This window comes from Janthinobacterium sp. GMG2 (assembly GCF_033949445.1).
Lineage (GTDB): Bacteria > Pseudomonadota > Gammaproteobacteria > Burkholderiales > Burkholderiaceae_D > Janthinobacterium > Janthinobacterium aestuarii.
The window spans coordinates 402,304-425,004 of the sequence record NZ_JAXAWA010000003.1; the positions used below are offsets into that span (position 1 = coordinate 402,304).

The following is a 22,701-nucleotide window of genomic DNA, read 5'->3' on the forward strand; positions in this document are numbered from 1 at the left end:
GATCCGCTTGATATGGATCAGGCTGGCCAACGGGCGCGGCTGCCTACTTGACCTTGGCGCGCGGGTGCGCCTGGTCGTACACGTGCGCCAGGTGCTGGAAATCGAGGGCCGTGTAGACCTGGGTCGAGGTGATGCTGGAATGGCCCAGCATTTCCTGCACGGCGCGCAAGTCGCCCGACGATTGCAGCACGTGCGAAGCGAACGAGTGGCGCAGCACGTGCGGATGCATATTCGCGGGAATTTCCGTCGCCAGCGCGTGCGCCTTCAGGCGCAGCTGCAGCACGCGCGGCGAGATGCGCGTGGCGCGCGTGCTTAAAAACAGGGCGGCGCTGCCATCGGCCGCCGGCGGACGCACGCCCAGCCAGGCAGTCAGGGCCACGAGGGCTGCCTTGCCGACCGGCACCTTGCGCATCTTGTTGCCCTTGCCCGTGACGATGACTTCGAAGCTGGCCATGTCGAGCCAGCCCAGCGAGGCGTCGCGGCCGTTCTCGGCCTTGCAGTAATGGGTGTCCAGGCTGGTCAGTTCGGACACGCGCAAGCCGCTTGAATACAGCAGCTCGAACATGGCGCGGTTGCACAGCTGCTCCGGCTCGGCGGCGCCTTGCTGGTGTTGCGCGGGCGCCACGAGGCGCACGGCGTCGTCCACCGACAAGGCTTTGGGTAAGGTTTTGGCCCGCTTGGGGGCGCGGATGCCGTCGACGGGATTGGCGTCGAGGGTGGTCTCGCCGCTGAGCCAGTTGAAAAAGCCCCGCCACGACGACAGCTTGCGCGCGATCGAGCGCGGGTCGAGGCCGCCAGCGTGCAGCTTGGCCGTGTAGCGGCGTACTTCGTTATGCGCGAGCGCCGTCCACGGCGTATCGCCGCTCAGTTCCAGCAAGGCGCGCAAGTCGCGCCCGTAGGCGTCCAGCGTATGCGGCGACAGCTTGCGCTGCGTGGCAAGCTGCGCCAGGTAGGCGTCGAGCCACTCGGCCTTGCCGCGCGCCGCATTCATGGCGTATTCAGGCAGGCGAGCCGGCGCGCAGCGCGGCCAGGGCGGCGCTGGCCGTGGCGCCGATATGCACGAGGAAGTCCGTGCCCATGCTTGACGTAAAGCGTTCGCTGTCGGGCGAACCGAGCACCAGCAAGCCGAAGGTGCCCGTGGTGTTCGGGGCGCGCAGGGCGATCATGACGGTCGATTCGATCTTGTCAGCTTGCAACCAGTGCACGGCTTCGAAATCGCGGTTGCTGCCGCAGTACGGCGTTTGCAGGCTGTTGGCGAACATGCGCACGTCGGCCGTCACGTCTTCCGTGAACCAGCCGTCGGCGTGTTCCGGCAGCACTTGCCACAGGCGCAGGCTGACGTAGGGCACGTCGAAATTGCTTTGCAAGGCATCGACCAGCACGTGCGGCATGTCCGCATCGTTGCGTACTTGCAGCATGGCCTGGTTCCAGCCGTGGAACTTGCTGGCGATATCGCCATTTTCCTCGGCCACGCGGCTCAGCTTGGACATGCGCAGCTCGAGCGCCTTGTACTTGTCGCGCATCACTTCCATCTGCCGCTCCTGCAGCGAGATGGTGCGTCCCGTCAGCGGGCTGCTCAGCTTGACCTCACCGAGCAGGGCGGTATGCTCTTCGAAGAAATTCGGATGCTCGCTCAGGTACTGGGCGACGGTGCTGGAATCGAGTGTGGCGGTCATTGAGAATATCTGTCAGTGAAAGTTGAACGCTTCATTCTAACCGAGAGTGCGGCGGCATAGGCGCAAAGGGCGCGGCGCCCGTGCATTTTCCGCACGCCCATAAAAAAAGCGGCATGGTTGCCCATGCCGCCTTGTCTTCCTGGTCAGCTGTCACCCGCGGAGGGTGACAGGCGGGCCATTAGAAGTTGTGGTGTACGCCGACGCCGATGTAGTTGGTCGTGCTCGAAACGTTGTAGTTGGTCGTGCTGGCAGCTTTCTTGTTCGAAATATCTGCGTACACATAGGTACGTTTCGACAGATTGTAGTCATAGCCCAGCGATGCTTGCTTGGTTTTGACTACGCCATCCGGCGTTTTTTGACCGTAGCCAGCGCGGATCTTGCCTGGGCCGACGTCGTAGTTGGCGCCCAGCACCCACGATTTGGTGCCGGTATTGACGATCTTGAATTCTTCATCGTTCTGGTGCTGGATCGACAGCATGACTTTCAGCTCAGGAATCGGATTGACCGACGCACCGACCGACCACAGCTTGGCTTGCAGGCCATTGCGCTCGTAGGCGGCCATGGCGGCAAAGCCTGGCGAGGAGTACGTCACGGATACCGAGTATGGATTCGATGCCGGCGCCACATTGCCTGGCACGAAGTAGTTACCGGAGGCATTCGTCGTCAGGTTGCGCACGGACGCTGCAACGGCGGCGTTGTTGTTCGCTTCCTTGGCGGCCACGGTGGCGTTGAACTGGAAGCCGCTGATGACTGGCGAGTTGTAGAACACGGCATTCGAGAAGCGGTTACGCGAGTTGCCAGCTGGGCTCAGCGGATCGCTGGTGTAGCCGGCGACGGTCAGGTCGGTCTGGAAACCGGCTGGCGTAGGCATGCCCGACCATGGTTCGAAACCGGTGCTCGTTTCCTGGAAAGCGGTCAGGCCACGGCCCAGACGTACGGTACCGAAGTCACCTTGCAGGCCGACGCGGCTTTGACCCTGGAACAGCGGACGGGCGCCATTGCTTTCCAGCGTGCCGGTGTCGGATTCATAGCGAATTTCCAGTTGGAAAATAGCTTTCAAGCCATTGCCCAGATCTTCCGTGCCCTTGAAACCCAGTTTGTTGTTGTCGCGCTTGGTGACGGCGGTGGTCGAACCAGTCGCTTTGCCCAGGCCTGCATCGATCGTGCCGTAGATTTGGACGGACGACTGCGCTTGTGCGGTTGCGGCAAAGGCGCCGAAGAGTGCGAGGGCAACGAGTGATTTTTTCATGTCTTATTCCCTATTAAAAGTGAGTTCCGTCCGAGATCCGAGCAGATTGAAATGCGCTAACTGTCGCGTTTCGATGAATGAACCTTAATTCGTCGGCGCGCAAGACGTGCGGGATTGGTCAAATATGCGTGAAAAGATTGGTGAAAAGCGGCATAACTGCATACCCCTGTTGTATTTTTGTAACGCGCGGTTTCTGCCAGTCCTGCGCCGATGGCCGGCGTTTTCCCATCGCCACCGTCGCGGCGCCGTGTCATCTTGGCATGTTGGGAACAGGACATTGTTGCGTTGAATCAAGTTCTTGAGGCCGCTTTGGCGGATTTACGACACAAGGACGTTACACTAAGGGATGGCCTGCAAGGATGGGTCTGGAGATGGCTCACTATTATTAGAATCATTGACTCAATATCGAGAATCGATGGCAAATCGCGAAACATTAGGATTGATCAAGGGCGCACGTGCTGGCGATGTGGCTTGCCAGCTGGCGTTGGGACGGGTGTACCTGTTTGGGCAGGGTGTGCCGCAAAGCTTGCCGACCGCCTTGCACTGGCTGGCGCGGGCGGCCCAGGAGGATAGCGAGGAAGCGTGCTTGCTGATCGGCACGCACGTGCCTTTCGAAGTGGCGCAACCGGCAGCCAAGGCGCTGATCCCGTATTACGCGCAAGCGTTCGATGCGGGTCTGGTACAGGCGGGCCTGGTGCTGGCGCAACTGGTGCTGGGCAACGCCGCCAGCAGCAGTGAAGCCTTGCGCGCCAAGGCCCGCGTGGCGCTGGACGCCGCCGTACGCGCCGGCTTGCCCGATGCGCAATGGTTGTTGTCCCTGCAAGAAAGATCATCGGCGGCGCCCGGGCAGGACGCCAGCGCCGCTGGCGAGCAAGCCATCGATGGCGACGCGCCGCTGCACGCCTGGCTGGAGCAGGCGTGGAGCCAAGGCAACCATGCGGGCTTCCTGTCACAAGGCTTGCCGCTGGCGCGCGAGCTGCTGCAGCGCCAGGCGGCGGCCGGTACGCGCACGATCGCCCTCGACGCGCAGCAGGTGCTGTTGCTGTCGCGTTGCGCCCAGGCATTGGCGCCTGGCGGCGATGCCGAAGGCTGGCAGTGCTGCGAGCTGGCCGCGCATGGCGGCGACCGCACGGCGCAGCTGGAGCTGGGACTCGGCTATGCGCGCATGGATGCGCATGGCCGGCGCCTGGCCACGCGCAATGGCGCGGCCAATTTCAAGCGTGCCGTGCGCTGGTTGACGCAGGCGGGCGAGCAGGGACTGGCCGAAGCCTGGTTCGTGCTGTCGCGCATCTATACGAAACCGGAATTTTCCCAGCGCAATGTGGTCGAAGCCCATTTCTGCCTGGAGCGTGCTGCCGACCTGGGGCATGGCCCGGCGCAGCTCGAATGCGGCATGCATGCGTGGCGTAACCGCCGCGACGGTGTCAACAATGATGTACGTGCCGCGTATTGGCTGCTGCAGGCGCAGGCGCAAGGCAGCAGTGAAGCGGAAGCGGCGCTGGCGAAAATCGCGCCGCAAGGCGAGCCCGGCGACTGGGGCCAGTGCGCCGCCATGCACGCCGATGAACATTTGCGCCAGCTGGGCCAGAGCCACCCCCTGCTGGCGGCGCGCCTGGCGCTGGCACGCTGCTTTCATCTGTCGCGTGCCGAGGCGCTGCTGCTCGATATCCATGCGGCCGACCAGGGGCATTGCCTGTTGATCGATATCAGTGCCACGCATGGGCGCGGCAAGCGGCGCCTCGTGCTGATCCGCACGGCGCAGGAGCGCCAGCTGCTCGACCAGGTGGTGCGGCTGTTCGAGCGCGTCGATTGCAGCGTGACGGGGCCGGAAGGCAATTACCGGCAGCGTCTGTACCGCCTGAAGTGCTACCTGGCCGAGCTCGATGCCACGCAGGAACAGCAGTTCCTGGCGGCATGATGCAGCGTTGATTACAGCTCGATCGTGCCTTCGAACACGGTTACGGCCGGGCCCGTCATCAGGACGGGATGGCCGGGACCTTGCCAGGCGATCGACAGTTCGCCGCCGCGCGCGCTGATGCGCACGGGGGAATCGAGCAAGCCGCGGCGGATGCCGGCCACGGCGGCGGCGCAGGCGCCCGTGCCGCACGCCAGTGTTTCACCGGCGCCCCGCTCGAACACGCGCAGTTTCACGTGCTGGCGGTTGACGACCTGCATGTAGCCGGCGTTGACCCTGCGGGGAAAGCGCGGATGGTGCTCGATGCGCGGCCCTGTCACTTCCAGGTCTTGGGCGTCGACATCGTCGACCACTTGTACGGCATGCGGGTTGCCCATCGAGACGACGGACACCAGCACGGGAGAGGTTTGGCCCGGCAGTGCCAGGTCCAGCGGCCACAGCAGATCGGTGCCTTCGGCCACGCCCGTCAAGCCAGCCGCATCGAACGGCACCAGCGCGGGCTCGAGCACGGGCGCGCCCATGTCGACCGTGATGCTGCCGTCGAGTTCCAGGCGCGGCGCGATGACGCCGGCCATGGTTTCCACGCGGATGCTGGCCTTGCTGGATAACCCTTTTTCGCTGACGAACTTGACGAAGGCGCGCGCGCCGTTGCCGCATTGCTCGACTTCGCCGCCATCGTTGTTATAGATGCGGTAGCGGAAGTCGCAGCCGGGCAGGCGCGGCTTTTCCACGACGAGAATCTGGTCGGCGCCGATGCCGAAACGGCGGTCGGCCAAACGCTGCCACTGGGCCGGCGTGAAGGCTATGTCCTGGTTGATGGCGTCGATGACGATGAAGTCATTGCCGGCGCCATGCATCTTGGTAAAGTGGAGTTTCATGGTCTGCCGTATCACTTGTGCTGGTTATAGAACGACGCTTCGCCTTCCGGACGCGTCTTGAAGCGTTTATGCGTCCAGAAATACTCGGCCGGCGCTTCGCGCACGCGCTCCTCGATGAACTCGTTCATGCGGCGCGTGGCTGCCGTGATGTCGTCGCCCGGATAATCGTCCCACGCCGGGTAATACGTCACTTGCCAGCCCTGGTAGTTGGGCAGGAAGGTGGCGATGACGGGAATCACTTGCGCTTTGGCGGCCAGCGCCAGGCGCGCCGTGGCCGTCAGGGTGGCGGCGGGCACGCCGAAGAAGGGCACGAATTCCGCATCCTTTTCGCCGAAATCCATGTCCGGCAGCATGAAATACGGCAAGCCGTCGCGCAGCGCGCGCAAAATCGTCTTGATGCCGTCCTGGCGCGTAAACAGCTTGGGCGGCTTGAAGCGCGAGCGGCCGTTGCGCAAAGCCTGGTCGAAGGCAGCGTTCTTTTGCTGCACATACATCGACGAGGCGGAAATTTCCATGGCCGTGGCGGCGCCGGCCACGTCGAGGCAGACGAAGTGCGGACACAGCAGGATGGTGGGCTTGGCCGCGATCTGCTGGCCCGGGAAGGCGGGCACCTTTTTGATCAGACGGTTCAGGCGCGCTTCCGAGGACCACCACAGGATGCTGCGTTCCCACACGCTGCGCGAATAGGCCTGGAAATGCTGGCGCGCCAGCGCCACGCGCTGTTGTTCCGTCAATTCCGGCATGCACAGGCGCAGATTCGTCAGGGCGATCTTGCGCCGCGTGGGCATGGCGAGGAACAGCACGCTGCCGACGGCCACGCCGAAGCGGCCGAGAATGGGTAAAGGCAGCCAGTGCAGCAGCCACATGAAGGCGATCAGCAGTCTCATGCCTGCTCCCCGGCGGCATCGGACGTGGCCGGCGTGGGCGGCGGTGCGCCGCGCGGTACTTTATAGCGGTTGTAGCTCCACAGGTATTGCGCCGGACTGCGCGCGATCAATTGCTCCATGGCCGCATTGATGGTGCGGGCCTGCTCGGCCGAGGTGCTGGCTAGCGATTCGGTGAACGGCACGAAATGCACGACATAGCCGCGCCCGCCCGGCAGGCGTTCCGCGTAGGTGATGATGACTTCGGCGCCGCCCATCTGCGCCAGCTTGGCCGGCAGGGTCATGGTGTAGGCGGGACGGCCGAAGAAATCGGCCCACACGCCTTCGCCTTCCTGCGGCACCTGGTCGGGCAGCAGGCCGATGGGCTGGCCTTTTTTCAGGCATTTGGCAAAGATGCGCACGCCCGACATATTGGCTGGCGCCAGCATCAGGTTTTCGCGCGCGCGGGCCCCTTCGATCAGCGGTTTCAATGCGGCGCGCTTGGGCGGGCGGTACATCACGGTGAGCGGCGTGCGCAGCGCGATTTGCTGGGCGACGATTTCAAAGCAGCCCAGGTGCGGTGTCAGGAAGACAATGCCGCGCCCGTGCTGCAGCGCTTTTTCCACCAGTTCCCAGTTTTCCACCGTCGCATGGCGCGCCACGCGCTCGGCCGGTGCGCACCAGATGAACGGTAATTCCAGCACGCTCTTGCCCGCTTCGGCCACGGCCGTGTGCAAGTGTTGCGAAAACCCCGCACCCTGCATGTTCTCGCGCATGCGGCGGCGGTAGGACGGCGAAATGGCGTAAATCACCCAGCCGAGCGCAGCGCCCAGGCCATGCAGGACGGGCAGGGGAAAGACGGACAAGAAGCGAAAAATTGGGACTAACATGTATAAGCGGTTTCCAGGAATGGCGTGTTGCTGTGCCAAAATTTTTTAAGAAGCGTAAAATACCACGTATGCAGTAACCGCTGAGTTAATAGACAACTTGCGAAGCGGAATATAAATATCGCTAAAGCGTCGCAGGCAAAATCCTCTTTACTGCGACAGAACATTCACATAGTAAACAGGAGCTTGCAATGTCAAACGACTATCTCTTCACTTCCGAATCCGTTTCGGAAGGCCATCCCGACAAGGTTGCCGATCAAATTTCCGACGCCATCCTTGACGCCATCCTGACCCAGGATCCAGCCGCCCGCGTGGCTGCCGAAACCCTGTGCAACACCGGTCTGGTGGTGCTGGCTGGCGAGATCACCACGCACGCCAATGTGGATTATATTCAAGTTGCGCGCGAAACCATCAAACGCATCGGTTACGACAACACGGAATACGGCATCGACTACAAGGGTTGCGCCGTGCTGGTGGCCTATGACAAGCAGTCGCCCGACATCGCGCAAGGCGTCGATGAAGGTGCGGGCATTGACCTGGATCAAGGCGCTGGCGATCAGGGCCTGATGTTCGGCTACGCTTGCGATGAAACGGCCGAGCTGATGCCTGCCGCCATCCACTACGCGCACCGCCTGGTCGAGCGCCAGTCGCAGCTGCGCAAGGATGGCCGTTTGCCATGGCTGCGTCCGGATGCGAAATCGCAAGTGACCCTGCGCTACGTCGATGGCCGCCCCGTCGGCGTGCACACGGTCGTGCTGTCGACCCAGCATGCGCCGGAAATCTCGCACAAGCAGATCGAAGAAGCCGTCATCGAAGAAATCATCAAGCCGATCCTGCCGCGCGAATGGCTGGCGGAAACCAAATTCCTCGTCAACCCGACGGGCCGTTTCGTCATCGGCGGTCCGCAAGGCGATTGTGGCTTGACCGGCCGCAAGATCATCGTCGACACCTACGGCGGCGCAGCCCCGCACGGCGGCGGCGCGTTTTCGGGCAAGGACCCATCGAAAGTCGACCGTTCGGCAGCCTACGCGGCCCGCTACGTGGCGAAAAACATCGTCGCGGCCGGTCTGGCGCGCCAATGCCAGGTGCAGGTCAGCTACGCCATCGGCGTGGCCAAGCCGATCAACATCACCGTCTACACGGAAGGCACGGGCGTGATTCCCGACGCGGAAATCGCCAAGCTGGTGCTGGCGCACTTCGATTTGCGTCCAAAAGGCATCGTGCAAATGCTCGACCTGCTGCGCCCGATCTACCAGAAGAGCGCCGCCTACGGCCATTTCGGCCGCGAAGAGCCGGAATTCACGTGGGAGCGTACGGACAAGGTCGCCCTGCTGCGCGACGCCGCCGGCCTGAAGTAATCTAGTTAAAATTGCAAGAAAAGCGCCCCGGCCATCTGGCCGCGGGCGCTTTTTTTATGTGTTGTTACATGGCAATGCATGGCGAACAAGCTGGCGTACCGGCCTTGACAATGTTAAAATCCCCCGTCCGAGGAGCGTTGCGACGAAGAAATTCGCCAGGCTCGGAATATCCTGCAACTGCGCTCACGTACCTTTTTCAACTGAAAGGAGGGCGTGATGAACGCCGTACTCAAATCGCAACACGACTACACCATCGCCGATATCACCTTGGCCGCATGGGGCGACAAAGAAATCAAGATTGCTGAAACGGAAATGCCTGGCCTGATGGCCATCCGCGAAGAATTCGCGGCAGCGCAGCCTCTGAAAGGCGCGCGCATCACCGGTTCCATCCACATGACCATCCAGACCGCCGTGCTGATCCAGACCCTGGAAGCACTGGGCGCGCAGGTGCGTTGGGCATCGTGCAACATTTACTCGACGCAAGATCACGCCGCTGCCGCCATCGCCGCCGCCGGCACGCCTGTGTTCGCCGTCAAGGGCGAGTCGCTCGACGACTACTGGGAATACACGCACCGCATCTTCGAATGGCCGAACGTGGACGGCAAGGCGGTCTACTCGAACATGATCCTCGACGATGGCGGCGATGCCACCCTGCTGCTGCACCTGGGCGTGCGCGCGGAAACCGACCTGTCGGTGCTGGCCAACCCTGGTTCGGACGAAGAAATCTGCCTGTTCAACTCGATCAAGAAGCACTTGCTGGCGGACCCGACCTGGTATTCGAAGCGTCTGCCGGAAATCCTCGGCGTGACGGAAGAAACGACGACCGGCGTGCACCGTCTGTATCAGATGCACAAGGAAGGCAAGCTGGCTTTCCCTGCGATCAACGTGAACGATTCCGTCACGAAATCGAAATTCGACAACCTGTATGGCTGCCGCGAGTCCCTGGTCGACGGCATCAAGCGCGCCACCGACGTGATGATCGCCGGCAAAGTGGCCGTCATCGCCGGTTACGGTGATGTCGGCAAGGGCTCGGCCCAAGCCATGCGCGCCCTGTCGGCGCAAGTGTGGGTGACGGAAGTCGATCCGATCTGCGCACTGCAGGCGGCGATGGAAGGCTACCGCGTCGTGACCATGGATTACGCCTGCGAACACGGCGACATCTTTGTCACCTGCACGGGCAACTATCACATCCTCACGCACGATCACCTGACGCGCATGAAAGACCAGGCCATCGTCTGCAACATTGGTCACTTCGACAATGAAATCGACGTCGCTTCGCTGAAGCAATACGAGTGGGAAAACATCAAGCCGCAAGTCGACCACATCATCTTCCCGTCGGGCCGCCGCATCATCCTGCTGGCCGAAGGCCGCCTGGTCAACCTCGGTTGCGGCACGGGCCACCCGTCGTACGTGATGAGCTCGTCGTTCGCCAACCAGACGATCGCCCAGATCGAACTGTACGCAAACACGGCCAACTACCCGGTCGGCGTGTACACCCTGCCAAAACACCTGGACGAAAAAGTCGCCCGCCTGCAACTCAAAAAGTTGAATGCGCAGCTGACGGAACTGACGCAAGAGCAAGCCGACTACATTGGCGTGCGCACGGAAGGTCCATACAAACCAGAGCACTACCGTTATTAAGATGGTTGCCTCATGAACCTACTGCGCGGCGCGGGGCGCGGCCGGCGATGCTCACTGTGCTAAAGCACAGCTGCGCTTCTCGGCCACGCCGCGCATCCGCTCGCTACGGTTCCTGAGGCAACAAGACTGATCGGTATATCTTTTGTGCCGGCTGTTGCCGGCCTGACTTTCTTTGACAGGCTAGAGAAATGCGCTTGCTACTGATTTGGTTTATCAATGCGGCAGCCCTGTTTGCCGTCCCCTACCTGATGCACTCGGTGACGATGAGCAGCGGCTGGACCGCGCTGCTGGCCGCCGCCGTGCTGGGGCTGGTCAATGCGCTGATCCGTCCTTTGCTGATCCTGCTGACCCTGCCTGTGACGTTCTTGTCGCTGGGCCTGTTCATTTTCATCATCAACGGCTTCATGTTCTGGCTCGTGGCGCAGGTGATCGATGGTTTCCATGTCGCCAGTTTCTGGTCGGCCGTGGGTGGTGCATTGCTGTACAGCGTCATTTCCTGGGCCCTGTCGACCTTACTTTTGAGTAATGACGATGGAAAAGCATAATTTCAGTATTGAGTTTTTCCCGCCGAAAACCCCGGAAGGGGCGGAAAAGCTGCGCGCCACGCGTGTCAAGTTGTCTGAATTGCATCCGAAGTATTTCTCGGTGACCTTTGGCGCAGGCGGTACCACGCAGCAAGGTACCCTGGACACCGTGCGCGAGATCCTGGCGGCCGGCGAACAGGCCGCACCGCATCTGTCGTGCGTCGGTGGCTCGCGCGAATCGATCCGCGCCGTGCTGGCCGACTTCAAGGCGGCAGGCGTGAAGCGTATCGTCGCCTTGCGCGGCGACTTGCCCAGCGGCTATGGCGCCTCGGGCGAGTTTCGCTACGCCAACGAGCTGGTGGAATTCATCCGCGCCGAGACGGGCGACCATTTCCATATCGAAGTGGCCGCCTATCCGGAAGTGCACCCGCAAGCCCGTTCGCCGCAGGACGACTTGAACGCGTTCGCGCGCAAGGTGCAGGCTGGCGCGAATGCGGCCATCACCCAGTACTTCTATAATGCCGACGCGTATTTCCAGTTTGTCGAGCAGACGCAGAAGATGGGCATCAACGTGCCCATCGTGGCCGGCATCATGCCGATCACGAACTACACGCAGCTGATGCGCTTTTCGGACATGTGCGGTGCGGAAATTCCACGCTGGGTGCGTCTGAAACTGGCCAGCTTCGGCGACGACAGCGCGTCCATCAAGGCCTTCGGCCTGGACGTGGTGACGGGCTTGTGCGAGCGTTTGCTGGAAGGCGGCGCGCCAGGCTTGCATTTCTATAGCATGAACCAGGCGGCGCCCACGACCGCACTGTGGCAGCGCCTGGTGAAATAAGCCGTCCTGACTCGTCAGTGCAGATCGCCCTCGGTCACGATGTGATCGAGGGCGATGTCGTATTCGCCGTTGGGAAAGCTGGCCGCCAGGCAGGCATAGGCGATACCGAGCGTGCGCGGACGCGGCACGGCCGCCAGGGTGCGGTCGTAATAGCCGCCGCCATAGCCGAGCCGGTACCGTTGCTCATTAAAACCCAGGCAGGGCACGAGCAGGGTGGCGGGCGCCGGGCGCAGTCGCAGCCGGGCCGGCACGGCCACGCCCATGCCATCCTTGACCATGGGTTCGCCCGGCGTCCAGGCGGAAAAGGCCAGCGGCGCATGTTTTTCCAGCACCACGGGCAGACTGAGCGCCACGCCGCGCGCGGCCAGCTGCGCATACGCACCGTGCAAGTCCGGCTCGCCATGCAGGGGCCAGTACACGCCCAGTTCCTTGACGTTTTCCTGTGCGCACCAGTCCAGCAGGCGCTGCGCGATGGCCGCATCCCACGTTACTCGCGTGGCGTCGGGCAAGGCGCGCCGGGCCGCCAGCAAGGCTTTGCGCAAGCCGGCTTTTTCCTGTGGCGCAATGGGTGGCCGTGTAGCCGGATCGCATGTTATTCTAGGGTCGCTATTCATATCACCATCAAGTTAAGATTGAGAGTCGTACATTGATTTCCCCACTGAAATGGATTGCCGGCACGATGCTGTGTGTTGCATCGGCCTTGTCTCCCCTGGCCGCCCTGGCCCAGGTTTCCACCACCGTATCCCCAGCCGCCCCCGACACGCGCAGCGAGGACGATGCCTTCCTGCTGCTGCGCGACGCCGCGCGCAAGGATGACGCCGAAAAAGCCGACTTTTATGCGGGGCGCCTGACGAATTACCAGATTCCATCGTATGTTGACTATTATCGGCTGAAACCGCGCATCAAACTGCTGACCGAGGCGCAATTTCGCGATTACCTGAACCGCTACAAGGGCAGCGCCATCGCCGACCGTTTCCGCAACGACTGGCTGCTGGAACTGGGCCGCAAGCGCGACTGGGTCGTGTTCGATGAACAATACCCGCAATTCGCCCTCGACGACGATACCCAGCTCAAGTGCTACGCGCTGATGTCGCGCGCCGCCAAGGGCCAGAACGTGGCGGCCGAGGCGCGCAACCTGCTCGTCTCGCCGCCCGGCTATGGCGAAGCGTGCGGCAGCCTGATCGCGGCATTGGCGCAAAACGGCCAGTTCGACACGAACGACCTGTGGGCGCAGATCCGCCTGGCGGGCCAGACCAACGCCACGGGCCCGGCGCGCCGCATCGCGCTGCTGCTGGGCGCGTCCGACGCGAAGATGGCGCAAGCGATCGACTTGCCGGCGCTGGTGCTGGCCAAGGGCGCGGGTCTAAGTCGCGCCGACCACGAGATGTACCTGGTGGCTGTCGGCCGCATGGCGAAAAGCACCTTGAAGCTGGGCGTCGTCGCCCTGCAAAAGGCCAGCGCGCAGCTGACGCCGCAGGAACAGGCCATCGGCTGGGCCAGCCTGGCCCTGCAAGCGTCGTATTCGCTGGCGCCGGAAGCGTTCGAGTATTGGCAAAAAACCAATGGCGCGCCATTGACCTTGGAACAGATGCAGTGGAAGGCGCGTATCGCCTTGCGTGAAGGCAACTGGCCTGTGGTGAAGGCGTCCATCCAGGCCATGCCGGCGTCCTTGCGCGCCGATCCTACCTGGGTCTACTGGCTGGCGCGCGCGCAGCAGGCGGAAACGCCGGGCCGCCCGAACGCGCAAGCGGATGCCCTGTACCGCACGATCAGTGAACAATCGAATTTCTATGGCTTGCTGGCCAATGAAGAGCTGGGCAACCACCTGGTCTTGCCGCCGCCTGGCCAGCCCATCACGCCGGCGGAAATCGCCGCCATGGCCGCCAATCCGGGCTTGCAGCGCGCCTTGAAATTCTTCAACATGCGCTTGCGCTTCGAAGGCACGCGCGAGTGGAACTGGGAATTGCGTTCGATGACGGACCGCCAGCATCTGGCGGCTGCGGAATTTGCGCGCCAGAACAATGTGCTCGACCGCATGGTCAACACCTCGGACCGCACGCGCCTGGAAGTGGACTATACGCAGCGCTACCCGACGCCGCACGACGACGTCATGCACCCGGCCACGCAAACCCTCGGTCTCGACAAAGCCTGGGTATATGGCCTGATCCGCCAGGAATCGCGCTTCATCATGGATGCGCAGTCGCACGTGGGCGCGTCCGGCCTGATGCAGGTGATGCCGTCGACGGCCCGTTATGTGGCCAAGAAGATCGGCCTCACCGATTTCGTCACGGAAACCTTGAGCGACGTGCGCACCAACGTCTTGCTGGGCACGAATTACCTGAACATGGTGCTTGGCGGCCTGGACGGTTCGCAAGTGCTGGCCAGCGCCGCCTACAATGCGGGACCGGGGCGCTTGCGCATCTGGCGCGCCACCATGACGCGTCCGCTGGAAGGCGCCGTCTTCGCCGAGATCATTCCGTACACGGAAACGCGCGGCTACGTGAAAAACGTGATGGCCAACGCCACGTATTACGCGGCCCTGTTCGAGAAGAGCCCGCAGTCGCTGAAAGCGCGCCTGGGTACCGTCGGCCCAAAAAACAGCGCCATCGCGGCCGACTTGCCATCATCCAACTAAAGATAGCCGACCATGCAAACGACCATCCTTGATCCCAGCCTGACGCAAACCCTGGCCGCCGCGCGCGAGCCAGGTTTGACCCTCATCATCGGCAACAAGAATTATTCATCGTGGTCGATGCGCCCGTGGGTGGCCATGACGGCGTTCGGCATTCCATTCCAGGAAGTGCGCGTGCTGCTCGACCAGAGCGACACGGCCACCAAAATTGCCGAGTATTCGGCCTGCGGCCGGGTTCCCGTGCTGCTGGCGGGCGAGATCACGATCTGGGACAGCCTGGCCATCTGCGAATACCTGGCCGAGCAGTTCCCTGACAAACACATGTGGCCGCAAGACGTGGCCGCGCGCGCCATGGCGCGCTGTGTCTGCGCGGAAATGCATTCCGGCTTCACGGGCTTGCGTACGGACATGTCGATGAATATCAAGGCGAAGTTGCCGGGGCGTGGCCGTACGGCCGCCGCGCAGGCGGACATCGGCCGTATCAGCGAAATATGGGAAGAGTGTTTATCGCGCTTTGGCCACCACCAGTTCCTGTTCGGTGACTTTTCCATCGCCGATGCGTACTTTGCTCCCGTCGTGATGCGTTTCCGCACGTATGGCGTGAGCCTGGCGCCGGCCCTGAACGCGTATTGCGAGCGCGTGCAGGCGCACCCGGCCGTGGCCCGCTGGATCGCGGAAGCGCTGGCGGAAACGGAAACGGCGCCCAAGCACGACGCGGAACTGCCTGATTAAGAAAAGAGTGTTATGAAGATATACACGGTCGGTGGCGCGGTGCGCGACCAACTGCTGGGCTTGCCCGTGAAAGACCACGACCACGTCGTCGTCGGCGCCACGCCGGACGACATGCTGCGCCGGGGCTTCCGGCCCGTAGGCAAGGATTTTCCCGTCTTCCTGCACCCGAAGACGCAGGAAGAATACGCGCTGGCCCGCACGGAACGCAAGACTGCCCCCGGCTACCGGGGCTTTGTCTTCCACACGGCGCCCGACGTCACCCTGGAAGAAGACCTGGTGCGCCGTGATCTGACCATCAACGCCATCGCCCAGGCCGAGGACGGGACGTTGACCGACCCGTTCGGCGGCATTGACGATATTCAAAACAAAGTGTTCCGCCACGTCTCCGACGCGTTCGGCGAAGATCCCGTGCGCATTTTGCGCCTGGCCCGCTTTGCCGCCCGTTTCGATACTTTTACGGTGGCGCCCGCCACCATGGAACTGATGCGCCGGATGGTGGGCGATGGCGAAGTCGACGCCCTGGTGGCCGAGCGCGTGTGGCAGGAAGTGGCGAAAGGGTTGATGGAAGCGCGGCCGTCGCGCATGCTGACGGTGCTGCACGAGTGCGGCGCCCTGGCGCGCATCCTGCCGGAATTGACCATCAACGACCATCTGCTGCGCGTGATCGACAGGGCGGCGGGCGCGGGCCACGCACTGTGCGTGCGCTTTGCCGTGCTGATGCTGGCCGTGCCGCTTGAGCAGATCAATGTGCTCAGCGAGCGCCTGCGCGTGCCCAACGATTGCCGCGAGCTGGCCGTGATGGCGGCGCGCGAGCAGGCTGCCGTTGCCGGTGCGCTGGCCTTGAGCGCCGAGGAACTGGTGCGCTTGTGCGAACGCTGCGACGGACTGCGCAAGCCGCAGCGCTTCGTGCAGATGCTGGACGCCATCGCCTGCGACGTGCAGGTCCACAATCCGGTGTTCCCCCAGTCCGCCTGGCTGCAAGCCATGCTGGCGGCCGTGCGCGGCGTCGATGCGAGCGCGCTGGCACAAGCTTGCGCACACGAACCGAAGCGCATTCCCGAGCTCATCCATGCGGCGCGGGTCGAAGCCGTCACGAACGCGATCAGCGGCACGGAGCTGCCATGACCCTGCCCAACTTGTTCCAGAACCCGTTTCGCCGCTGGCTCAGCCGCAGCGGCGGCGGGCGTCCGACCGTGCTCGTCAAGCAATTGCATGAGCGCGACCGGCGCCGCATGATGAAGCATTTCCTGAATCTGGAGAAAAGCGACCGGTTGCTGCGCTTCGGCAGCGCCTTGCCCGATGAGCTCGTCGCCCAGTACGTGCAAAAGATGGATTTCTCGCGCGACATGGTCTACGGCGTCTACAACAGCCTGTTCAAGCTGGTGGGCGTGGGGCATCTGGCGTTCGCGCCGAAGGACACGTCGCCGGCGAAAAGCGTCGTGACGGACAAGGAGCAGGTGGCCGAGTTTGGCGTGTCCGTATCGAAATCCATGCGCGGCATGGGGGTCGGGTCAAAACTGTTCGAGCGGGCGGCGATCCACTGCCGCAACAACGATGTCGATACCCTGTACATGCATTGTTTGTCGTCGAACAAGACGATGATGCATATCGCCAAGAAGGCGGGCATGGAAATCCAGCGCGACTATGGCGAAGCCGATGCCTATCTGAAACTGTTGCCGCCGAATCCGAGCAGCATGCTGCAGGAAGCCGTGCAGGAGCAGTTCGCCATGTTCGACTACACGTTCAAGGCCAACGCGCGCGCCGCGTTCAAATTGTGGGACCGCTTGCCAGGGCGCAAGAAGAAGCCCGGGCCGCCATCACCGCCGTCACAGTAAGGGCAGGGCCGTCGTATCCTTGATGCGCTGCAGGGCAAAGCTTGATTTCACGTCCAGCACGGCCGGGTGGCGCAGCAGCGTCGCCATCATGAAGCGCGAAAAGTGCTCCATGTCTTCCACGTGCACGCGCAACAGATAATCCATTTCGCCCGTCATCGCGTAGCAAGCCACCACTTCCGGCCATTGCGCCACCGCCACGGCAAAGTCGGCGCGCGGCGACGTGTTCGTCACCAGATTCGGCGCCAGCACTCTTGCCGTGCTGTGCGCGGTGGCGTCGCTGTGCTTTTCCAGCCGCACGTTGACATAAGCCAATAGCCCCAGGCCGATCTTTTCCGGGTCCAGCAGGGCCACGTACTGGCGGATCACGCCCGCTTCTTCCAGCCGTTTGACGCGGCGCAAGCATGGCGACGGCGACAGGCTGACTTGCTCGGCCACGTCCTGATTCGACAGGCGGCCATCGGCCTGCAGGACGGCGAGGATCTTGCGGTCCGTTTTATCCAGCGTAATTTTGCTCATGCTTCCTCCGGTGGTTCGTGTTTCACGCAATATTATTGCGCAAATCATGGATGTTCGGGAGATCTTTGGCATTTAATGCCCACAGACCGCGCCTATACTGTGCGCTACTTCTTGGAGGAGACATCATGCAATTTCAGCCTTGGGATAACCCGATGGGTACCGATGGTTTCGAGTTCGTCGAGTATGCAGCACCAGACCCAAAAGCATTGGGCAAGCTGTTCGAGAACATGGGATTCACGGCCATCGCGCGCCACCGCCACAAGGATGTGACCCTGTACCGTCAGGGCGACATCAATTTCATCATCAATGCCGAACAAGATTCGTTCGCGCAGCGTTTTGCCCGCCATCATGGCCCGTCCGTGTGCGCCATCGCCATCCGCGTCGACGATGCGGCTTTCGTGTACCGCCGCGCGCTGGAACTGGGCGCCTGGGGTTTCGACAATAAAACAGGCCCAATGGAGCTGAATATCCCCGCCATCAAGGGCGTGGGCGATTCCCTGCTGTATTTCGTCGACCGCTGGCGCGGCAAGGGCGCCGACAAGCCGGACGCGGCCGCTCCGGGCGGTATCGGCGACATCAGCATCTATGACGTCGACTTCGTCGCCATTCCCGGCGCCGTCGCCAACCCGGTCGGCCATGGCCTGACCTATATCGACCACCTGACCCACAATGTGCACCGTGGCCGCATGAAGGAATGGGCCGGTTTCTATGAAAACCTGTTCAACTTCCGCGAAGTGCGCTATTTCGACATCGAAGGCAAGCATACTGGTCTGAAGTCGAAAGCCATGACTTCGCCGTGCGGCAAGATCCGCATCCCGATCAATGAATCGTCGGACGACAAGTCGCAGATCGCCGAATACCTGGACCAGTACCACGGCGAAGGCATCCAGCATATCGCGCTGGGTACCGATGATATCTATGGCTCCGTGCAAGGCATGCGTGATACTGGTATCGATTTCCAGGACACGATTGAAACTTACTATGAGCTGGTCAACCGCCGTCTGCCGAACCACGGCGAGCAGCTGGAAGAACTGCGCCGCCTGCGCATCCTGATCGATGGCCACAGCACGGAAACCGAACGCGAATTGCTGCTGCAAATCTTCACGCAGACGGTGATCGGCCCGATCTTCTTCGAGATCATCCAGCGCAAGGGCGACCAGGGCTTTGGCGAAGGCAATTTCCGCGCCCTGTTCGAATCGATCGAGCTGGACCAGATCAAGCGCGGCGTGTTGAAAGATACGAGCGCGGCGTAAGCTGACTTATACCCGGGATGTCGGATTACGCTGCGCTAATCCGACCTACAACTGGTGCCAGTAATGTAGGTCGGGTTAGCCAGAATGGCGTAACCCGACATGCCGCAAAAAGAAGCACTAAAAAGCAGCAAAAGGTACGAACGCAGGAGTGCAGTGCAGCAAAAGAACTGTGCGCCTTCCTGTGGTAGTCTACGACAAACAAGTCATTTTTCCGCACCGGCATTGCCCACAAAGCGCGGCCGGTACGTGTGAGTTCAACCGACTTTGCACGCGTAGCACAGAGAATAATGGAGACAAGTAATGAATGCACCAATCAAGGGCTCGAGTCTTGAGCCGGGCGCGCACGCGTCCGAGATTTCCCTGAACGACAAATATACGCTCGAGCGTGGCCGCGCCTTCATGACGGGCACGCAAGCGCTGATCCGCCTGCCCATGCTGCAGCGCGAGCGCGACCTGAAGGCTGGCCTGAATACGGCCGGCTACATCACCGGTTACCGCGGTTCGCCTGTGACGTCCGTCGACATGACGGCGATCAAGGCCAAAAAATATCTCGATGAACACCACGTCAAATTCCACCCGGGCCTGAACGAAGATCTGGCCGCCACGGCCGTCTGGGGCACGCAGCAAACGAATCTGTTCGAAGACGCGAAATACGATGGCGTGTTTGGCATGTGGTACGGCAAGGGCCCCGGCGTCGACCGCTGCGGCGACGTTTTCAAGCACGCGAACAACGCCGGTTCCGCCAAGCACGGCGGCGTGCTGGTGCTGGCCGGCGACGATCATGCGGCCAAATCCTCGTCCACGGCGCACCAGTCCGACCATATCCTGAACGCCTGCGGCATCCCCGTGCTCTATCCGTCGTCGGTGCAGGAATATATCGACTACGGCTTGCATGCGTGGGCCATGAGCCGCTACACGGGCTTGTGGGTGTCGATGAAATGCGTGACCGACATCATCGAGTCGGGCGCCGCCGTCGATTTCGACCCGGACCGCGTGCAGATCACCTTGCCGACCGACTTCGAGATGCCGGCCGGCGGCTTGAACATCCGCTGGCCCGACACGGTGCTGGAACAAGAAGTGCGCATGAACAGCTACAAATGGTATGCGGCGCTGGCGTATGCGCGTGCCAACAAGCTCAATAAAATCATCTGGGACAGCCCGAAGGCGCGCATCGGCATCATCACGGCCGGCAAATCGTATCTCGATACGCGTCAGGCGCTGGCGGACCTCGGCATCGACGAGCAGACGGCGTCCGACATCGGCATCCGCCTGTACAAGATCGGCATGACCTGGCCGCTGGAAGCCGATGGCGTGCACGAATTCGCCAAGGGCCTCGACGAGATCCTCGTGGTGGAAGAAAAGCGGCAAATCCTCGAATACGCGCTGAAGGAAGAACTGTACAACCTGAAGGATGGCGAGCGTCCGCGCGTGGTCGGCAAGTTCGACGATACGGGCGAATGGAGCAACCAGAAGGGTACCGGCCACGGCGACTGGCTGCTGCCGGCCACGTATGAGCTGAACCCGGCCATGATTGCCCGCGCCATTGCCAGCCGCATTTCGCGCTACTACGCGGGCCACCCGGTCGAGCAGCGCGTGAAGGAACGCATCGCCTACCTGGAAGCCAAAGAGAATGTGCTGAAAGCGATCAGCGTGAAACCCGATCCGCAGAAAGACCGCACGCCGTTCTTCTGCTCCGGCTGCCCGCACAACAGTTCCACGAAAGTGCCGGAAGGCTCGCGCGCGCTGGCCGGCATCGGCTGCCATTACATGGTGCTATGGATGGACCGCGAAACGTCGACGTTTACCCACATGGGCGCCGAAGGCGTGACTTGGGTGGGGCAGGCGCCGTTCACGAACGAGAAGCACGTGTTTACCAACCTCGGCGACGGCACATATTTCCACTCGGGCATCCTGGCCATCCGCGCGGCCGTCTCGGCCAAGGTGAACATCACGTATAAAATTCTGTTCAACGATGCGGTGGCCATGACGGGCGGCCAGGAATTCGACGGTCCATTATCTCCGGCCATCATTTCGCGCCAGATCGCCGCCGAAGGCGTCGGCCCCATCATTGTCGTCACGGACGAACCGGAAAAATACCCGGACGATTATGCCTGGGCGGAAGGCGTCACCGTGCGCCACCGTTCGGAACTGATGGACGTGCAGCGCGAACTGCGCGACATGCCCGGTGTGTCGGCCATGATCTACGATCAGACCTGCGCCTCGGAAAAACGCCGCCGCCGGAAACGCAATGAATACCCGGACCCGGCCAAGCGCGCCGTCATCAACGAAGCCGTGTGCGAAGGCTGCGGCGACTGCTCCGTGCAATCGAACTGCCTGTCGGTGGAACCGCTGGAAACGGAACTGGGGCGCAAGCGCCAGATCAACCAGTCGTCCTGCAACAAGGATTTCTCGTGCACGACGGGTTTCTGCCCCAGTTTCGTGACGGTGGAAGGCGGCGGCTTGAAAAAGCCGAAGAAGGCAGCTGCCGCCGACAAGGATGCGCCAGCCGCGCCGGCCTTGCCGACACCGCAGATTCCTTCGACGGCCGAGCCGTTCGGCATCCTGGTCACCGGCATCGGCGGCACGGGCGTCGTCACCGTCGGCCAGATCCTGGCCATGGCGGCGCACGTGGAAGGCAAGGGCTGTTCCGTGCTGGACATGAGCGGCCTGGCGCAAAAGGGCGGCCCTGTCATGTCGCACGTGCGCCTGGCGGACCGCCAGGAAGATATCCACTCGACGCGCGTCGGCACCGGTGCGGCTGACCTGGTGATCGGCTGCGACCTGATCGTCACGGCCAGCCGCGACGCCCTGTCTCGCATGGGGGAAGGCCGCAGCTGGGCCATGATCAACTCGACCAGCTCGTCGACGGCCGCCTTCGTGAAGAACCCGGACTGGCAATTCCCGGGCGCTTCGGCGCGCATGGAAATCGAAAAAGCGTGCGGCAGCGACCACGTGGACTTCATCGACGCGGGCCAGATCGCCACGGCGCTGATGGGCGACTCGATCGCCACGAACATGTTCATGCTCGGCTACGCCTGGCAAAAGGGCAAAGTGCCGCTGTCGGAAGCGGCCATCATGAAGGCCATCGATTTGAACAACGTCTCGGTGGCGTTCAACAAGGCGGCCTTCAACTGGGGCCGCGCCGGTGCGCATGACGCGGCCAGCCTGGTGCGCATGACCACACCGGCCAAGGTGGTGGAATTCAAGCGCATCGACACGCTCGACGACTTGATCGAAAAGCGCGTGGCCCTGCTGACGGCCTACCAGGACCGCGCCTATGCGCAGCAGTACATCGATTTCGTCGGCCAGGTACGCGCCGCCGAAAGCGCCCTGAATGGCCCGCACTTGCGCCTGACGGAAGCCGTGGCCCGCTACTTCTACAAGCTGATGGCGTACAAGGACGAGTACGAAGTGGCGCGCCTGTACACGGACGGCGCCTTCCAGGCAAAGATCGCGTCCATGTTCGAAGGCGACATCAAGCTCAAGTTCCACCTGGCGCCGCCCATCATGGCGAAAACGGATGCCCAGGGCCATCTGGTGAAGAAGGAATTCGGCCCGTGGATGATGAAGGCGTTCGGCGTGCTGGCCAAGTTCAAGGGCTTGCGCGGCACGGCGTTTGACATCTTCGGCCACACGGCCGAGCGCAAGATGGAGCGCGCGCTGATTCTTGAATACCGCGCGACGGTGGGCGGCTTGCTGCCGAAACTGACGACGGCCAAGCTTGCGCAAGCCGTGGCTATTGCCAGCATTCCGGAAGACATCCGCGGCTATGGCCACGTGAAGGAGCGTCATTTGAAGGCGGCGAAAGAGAAGGAAGCGAGTCTGCTGATCGCCTTCAACGCGCCGACGCCGCTGCCGCCCGTCGTGGCAGCACCCGTGGCGGCCACCGTGGCGTAACGGTTTG

The 22,701-nt window shown here is 62.3% G+C and carries 19 protein-coding genes and 1 riboswitch; of the genes, 11 read left to right on the forward strand and 8 right to left on the reverse strand.

Going from position 1 to position 22,701, the window contains the following annotated elements; all coding sequences use genetic code 11:
* Positions 1 to 43: 43 nt before the first annotated feature.
* From SKZ59_RS13930 to SKZ59_RS13940, 3 genes are all read right to left on the reverse strand, one after another.
* Positions 44 to 991: a tyrosine recombinase XerC gene (locus SKZ59_RS13930; RefSeq protein WP_319992095.1), complete on the reverse strand. Its 948-nt coding sequence runs from the start codon at positions 989 to 991 to the stop codon at positions 44 to 46.
* A 7-nt stretch (positions 992 to 998) separates the two neighbouring features.
* On the reverse strand, positions 999 to 1,676 hold the full coding sequence (locus SKZ59_RS13935; RefSeq protein WP_319992096.1) for a DUF484 family protein: 678 nt from the start codon (positions 1,674 to 1,676) through the stop codon (positions 999 to 1,001).
* 178 nt (positions 1,677 to 1,854) lie between these two features.
* Positions 1,855 to 2,925 (reverse strand): porin, encoded by a 1,071-nt coding sequence (locus tag SKZ59_RS13940; RefSeq protein ID WP_034753069.1) that lies wholly within the window; start codon positions 2,923 to 2,925, stop codon positions 1,855 to 1,857.
* A gap of 415 nt (positions 2,926 to 3,340) precedes the next feature.
* Here SKZ59_RS13940 and SKZ59_RS13945 point away from each other — a divergent pair, with 415 nt between their 5' ends.
* Positions 3,341 to 4,843: a hypothetical protein gene (locus SKZ59_RS13945; RefSeq protein WP_319992097.1), complete on the forward strand. Its 1,503-nt coding sequence runs from the start codon at positions 3,341 to 3,343 to the stop codon at positions 4,841 to 4,843.
* An 11-nt stretch (positions 4,844 to 4,854) separates the two neighbouring features.
* Here the strand turns inward: SKZ59_RS13945 and dapF are convergent, their stop codons facing one another.
* The 3 genes from dapF to SKZ59_RS13960 are packed head-to-tail and all read right to left on the reverse strand — an operon-like array spanning position 4,855 to position 7,471.
* Positions 4,855 to 5,718, reverse strand: a complete 864-nt coding sequence (dapF, locus tag SKZ59_RS13950; protein WP_319992098.1) for a diaminopimelate epimerase — start codon at positions 5,716 to 5,718, stop codon at positions 4,855 to 4,857.
* 11 nt (positions 5,719 to 5,729) lie between these two features.
* Positions 5,730 to 6,605: a lipid A biosynthesis acyltransferase gene (locus SKZ59_RS13955; protein WP_319992099.1), complete on the reverse strand. Its 876-nt coding sequence runs from the start codon at positions 6,603 to 6,605 to the stop codon at positions 5,730 to 5,732.
* Positions 6,602 to 7,471 (reverse strand): lysophospholipid acyltransferase family protein, encoded by an 870-nt coding sequence (locus tag SKZ59_RS13960; RefSeq protein WP_034753077.1) that lies wholly within the window; start codon positions 7,469 to 7,471, stop codon positions 6,602 to 6,604. Before SKZ59_RS13960 ends, SKZ59_RS13955 begins: the two co-directional genes overlap by 4 nt.
* 188 nt (positions 7,472 to 7,659) lie before the next feature.
* Here SKZ59_RS13960 and metK point away from each other — a divergent pair, with 188 nt between their 5' ends.
* From metK to metF, 4 genes are all read left to right on the forward strand, one after another.
* Positions 7,660 to 8,826 (forward strand): methionine adenosyltransferase, encoded by a 1,167-nt coding sequence (gene metK / locus SKZ59_RS13965; protein WP_070280038.1) that lies wholly within the window; start codon positions 7,660 to 7,662, stop codon positions 8,824 to 8,826.
* A 123-nt stretch (positions 8,827 to 8,949) separates the two neighbouring features.
* Positions 8,950 to 9,018: riboswitch (S-adenosyl-L-homocysteine riboswitch) on the forward strand.
* A gap of 24 nt (positions 9,019 to 9,042) precedes the next feature.
* Positions 9,043 to 10,467: an adenosylhomocysteinase gene (ahcY, locus tag SKZ59_RS13970; RefSeq protein WP_092713571.1), complete on the forward strand. Its 1,425-nt coding sequence runs from the start codon at positions 9,043 to 9,045 to the stop codon at positions 10,465 to 10,467.
* Positions 10,468 to 10,655: 188 nt separating this feature from the next.
* On the forward strand, positions 10,656 to 11,012 hold the full coding sequence (locus SKZ59_RS13975; protein ID WP_034753082.1) for a phage holin family protein: 357 nt from the start codon (positions 10,656 to 10,658) through the stop codon (positions 11,010 to 11,012).
* Positions 10,999 to 11,829 (forward strand): methylenetetrahydrofolate reductase [NAD(P)H], encoded by an 831-nt coding sequence (gene metF, locus SKZ59_RS13980; RefSeq protein ID WP_034753084.1) that lies wholly within the window; start codon positions 10,999 to 11,001, stop codon positions 11,827 to 11,829. Before SKZ59_RS13975 ends, metF begins: the two co-directional genes overlap by 14 nt.
* Before the next feature lie 14 nt (positions 11,830 to 11,843).
* On the opposite strand, the gene SKZ59_RS13985 is transcribed toward metF, so the two are convergent.
* The gene (locus SKZ59_RS13985; protein ID WP_319992100.1) at positions 11,844 to 12,371 is read right to left on the reverse strand and encodes a 5-formyltetrahydrofolate cyclo-ligase; all 528 of its coding nucleotides are present in this window, start codon (positions 12,369 to 12,371) and stop codon (positions 11,844 to 11,846) included.
* Between the two features lie 104 nt (positions 12,372 to 12,475).
* On the opposite strand from SKZ59_RS13985, the gene SKZ59_RS13990 reads away from it, so the two are divergent.
* From SKZ59_RS13990 to SKZ59_RS14005, 4 genes are read left to right on the forward strand one after another with little or no spacing between them, the layout of a single operon-like run.
* A complete protein-coding gene (locus SKZ59_RS13990) occupies positions 12,476 to 14,464 on the forward strand; it encodes a lytic transglycosylase domain-containing protein (RefSeq protein WP_319992101.1) in 1,989 nt (662 codons plus the stop codon).
* Positions 14,465 to 14,476: 12 nt separating this feature from the next.
* A complete protein-coding gene (locus tag SKZ59_RS13995; protein WP_058051110.1) occupies positions 14,477 to 15,193 on the forward strand; it encodes a glutathione S-transferase family protein in 717 nt (238 codons plus the stop codon).
* A 12-nt stretch (positions 15,194 to 15,205) separates the two neighbouring features.
* A complete protein-coding gene (locus SKZ59_RS14000) occupies positions 15,206 to 16,318 on the forward strand; it encodes a multifunctional CCA tRNA nucleotidyl transferase/2'3'-cyclic phosphodiesterase/2'nucleotidase/phosphatase (RefSeq protein ID WP_319992102.1) in 1,113 nt (370 codons plus the stop codon).
* A complete protein-coding gene (locus SKZ59_RS14005; protein WP_319992103.1) occupies positions 16,315 to 17,028 on the forward strand; it encodes a GNAT family N-acetyltransferase in 714 nt (237 codons plus the stop codon). The genes SKZ59_RS14000 and SKZ59_RS14005 overlap by 4 nt, the downstream gene beginning before the upstream one ends.
* Here the strand turns inward: SKZ59_RS14005 and SKZ59_RS14010 are convergent.
* Positions 17,020 to 17,544 (reverse strand): Lrp/AsnC family transcriptional regulator, encoded by a 525-nt coding sequence (locus SKZ59_RS14010; protein ID WP_034753092.1) that lies wholly within the window; start codon positions 17,542 to 17,544, stop codon positions 17,020 to 17,022. The two genes, SKZ59_RS14005 and SKZ59_RS14010, sit on opposite strands and share 9 nt — an antisense overlap.
* 125 nt (positions 17,545 to 17,669) lie before the next feature.
* Here SKZ59_RS14010 and hppD point away from each other — a divergent pair, with 125 nt between their 5' ends.
* On the forward strand, positions 17,670 to 18,797 hold the full coding sequence (gene hppD / locus SKZ59_RS14015) for a 4-hydroxyphenylpyruvate dioxygenase (RefSeq protein WP_034753093.1): 1,128 nt from the start codon (positions 17,670 to 17,672) through the stop codon (positions 18,795 to 18,797).
* 300 nt (positions 18,798 to 19,097) lie between these two features.
* The gene (locus tag SKZ59_RS14020; RefSeq protein WP_070304537.1) at positions 19,098 to 22,694 is read left to right on the forward strand and encodes an indolepyruvate ferredoxin oxidoreductase family protein; all 3,597 of its coding nucleotides are present in this window, start codon (positions 19,098 to 19,100) and stop codon (positions 22,692 to 22,694) included.
* Positions 22,695 to 22,701 lie beyond the last annotated feature (7 nt).

What these genes read in the sequence shown, in the direction of transcription:
- SKZ59_RS13930 (WP_319992095.1), bottom strand. Translation starts at nt 991, where the DNA reads ATGAATGCGGCGCGCGGCAAGGCCGAGTGGCTCGACGCCTACCTGGCG.
- dapF (WP_319992098.1), bottom strand. Translation starts at nt 5,718, where the DNA reads ATGAAACTCCACTTTACCAAGATGCATGGCGCCGGCAATGACTTCATC.
- SKZ59_RS14020 (WP_070304537.1), top strand. Translation starts at nt 19,098, where the DNA reads ATGAATGCACCAATCAAGGGCTCGAGTCTTGAGCCGGGCGCGCACGCG.
- SKZ59_RS13945 (WP_319992097.1), top strand. Translation starts at nt 3,341, where the DNA reads ATGGCAAATCGCGAAACATTAGGATTGATCAAGGGCGCACGTGCTGGC.
- SKZ59_RS14010 (WP_034753092.1), bottom strand. Translation starts at nt 17,544, where the DNA reads ATGAGCAAAATTACGCTGGATAAAACGGACCGCAAGATCCTCGCCGTC.
- metK (WP_070280038.1), top strand. Translation starts at nt 7,660, where the DNA reads ATGTCAAACGACTATCTCTTCACTTCCGAATCCGTTTCGGAAGGCCAT.
- SKZ59_RS14000 (WP_319992102.1), top strand. Translation starts at nt 15,206, where the DNA reads ATGAAGATATACACGGTCGGTGGCGCGGTGCGCGACCAACTGCTGGGC.
- SKZ59_RS14005 (WP_319992103.1), top strand. Translation starts at nt 16,315, where the DNA reads ATGACCCTGCCCAACTTGTTCCAGAACCCGTTTCGCCGCTGGCTCAGC.
- SKZ59_RS13975 (WP_034753082.1), top strand. Translation starts at nt 10,656, where the DNA reads ATGCGCTTGCTACTGATTTGGTTTATCAATGCGGCAGCCCTGTTTGCC.
- SKZ59_RS13940 (WP_034753069.1), bottom strand. Translation starts at nt 2,925, where the DNA reads ATGAAAAAATCACTCGTTGCCCTCGCACTCTTCGGCGCCTTTGCCGCA.
- SKZ59_RS13955 (WP_319992099.1), bottom strand. Translation starts at nt 6,605, where the DNA reads ATGAGACTGCTGATCGCCTTCATGTGGCTGCTGCACTGGCTGCCTTTA.
- SKZ59_RS13995 (WP_058051110.1), top strand. Translation starts at nt 14,477, where the DNA reads ATGCAAACGACCATCCTTGATCCCAGCCTGACGCAAACCCTGGCCGCC.
- metF (WP_034753084.1), top strand. Translation starts at nt 10,999, where the DNA reads ATGGAAAAGCATAATTTCAGTATTGAGTTTTTCCCGCCGAAAACCCCG.
- ahcY (WP_092713571.1), top strand. Translation starts at nt 9,043, where the DNA reads ATGAACGCCGTACTCAAATCGCAACACGACTACACCATCGCCGATATC.
- SKZ59_RS13960 (WP_034753077.1), bottom strand. Translation starts at nt 7,471, where the DNA reads ATGTTAGTCCCAATTTTTCGCTTCTTGTCCGTCTTTCCCCTGCCCGTC.
- hppD (WP_034753093.1), top strand. Translation starts at nt 17,670, where the DNA reads ATGCAATTTCAGCCTTGGGATAACCCGATGGGTACCGATGGTTTCGAG.
- SKZ59_RS13935 (WP_319992096.1), bottom strand. Translation starts at nt 1,676, where the DNA reads ATGACCGCCACACTCGATTCCAGCACCGTCGCCCAGTACCTGAGCGAG.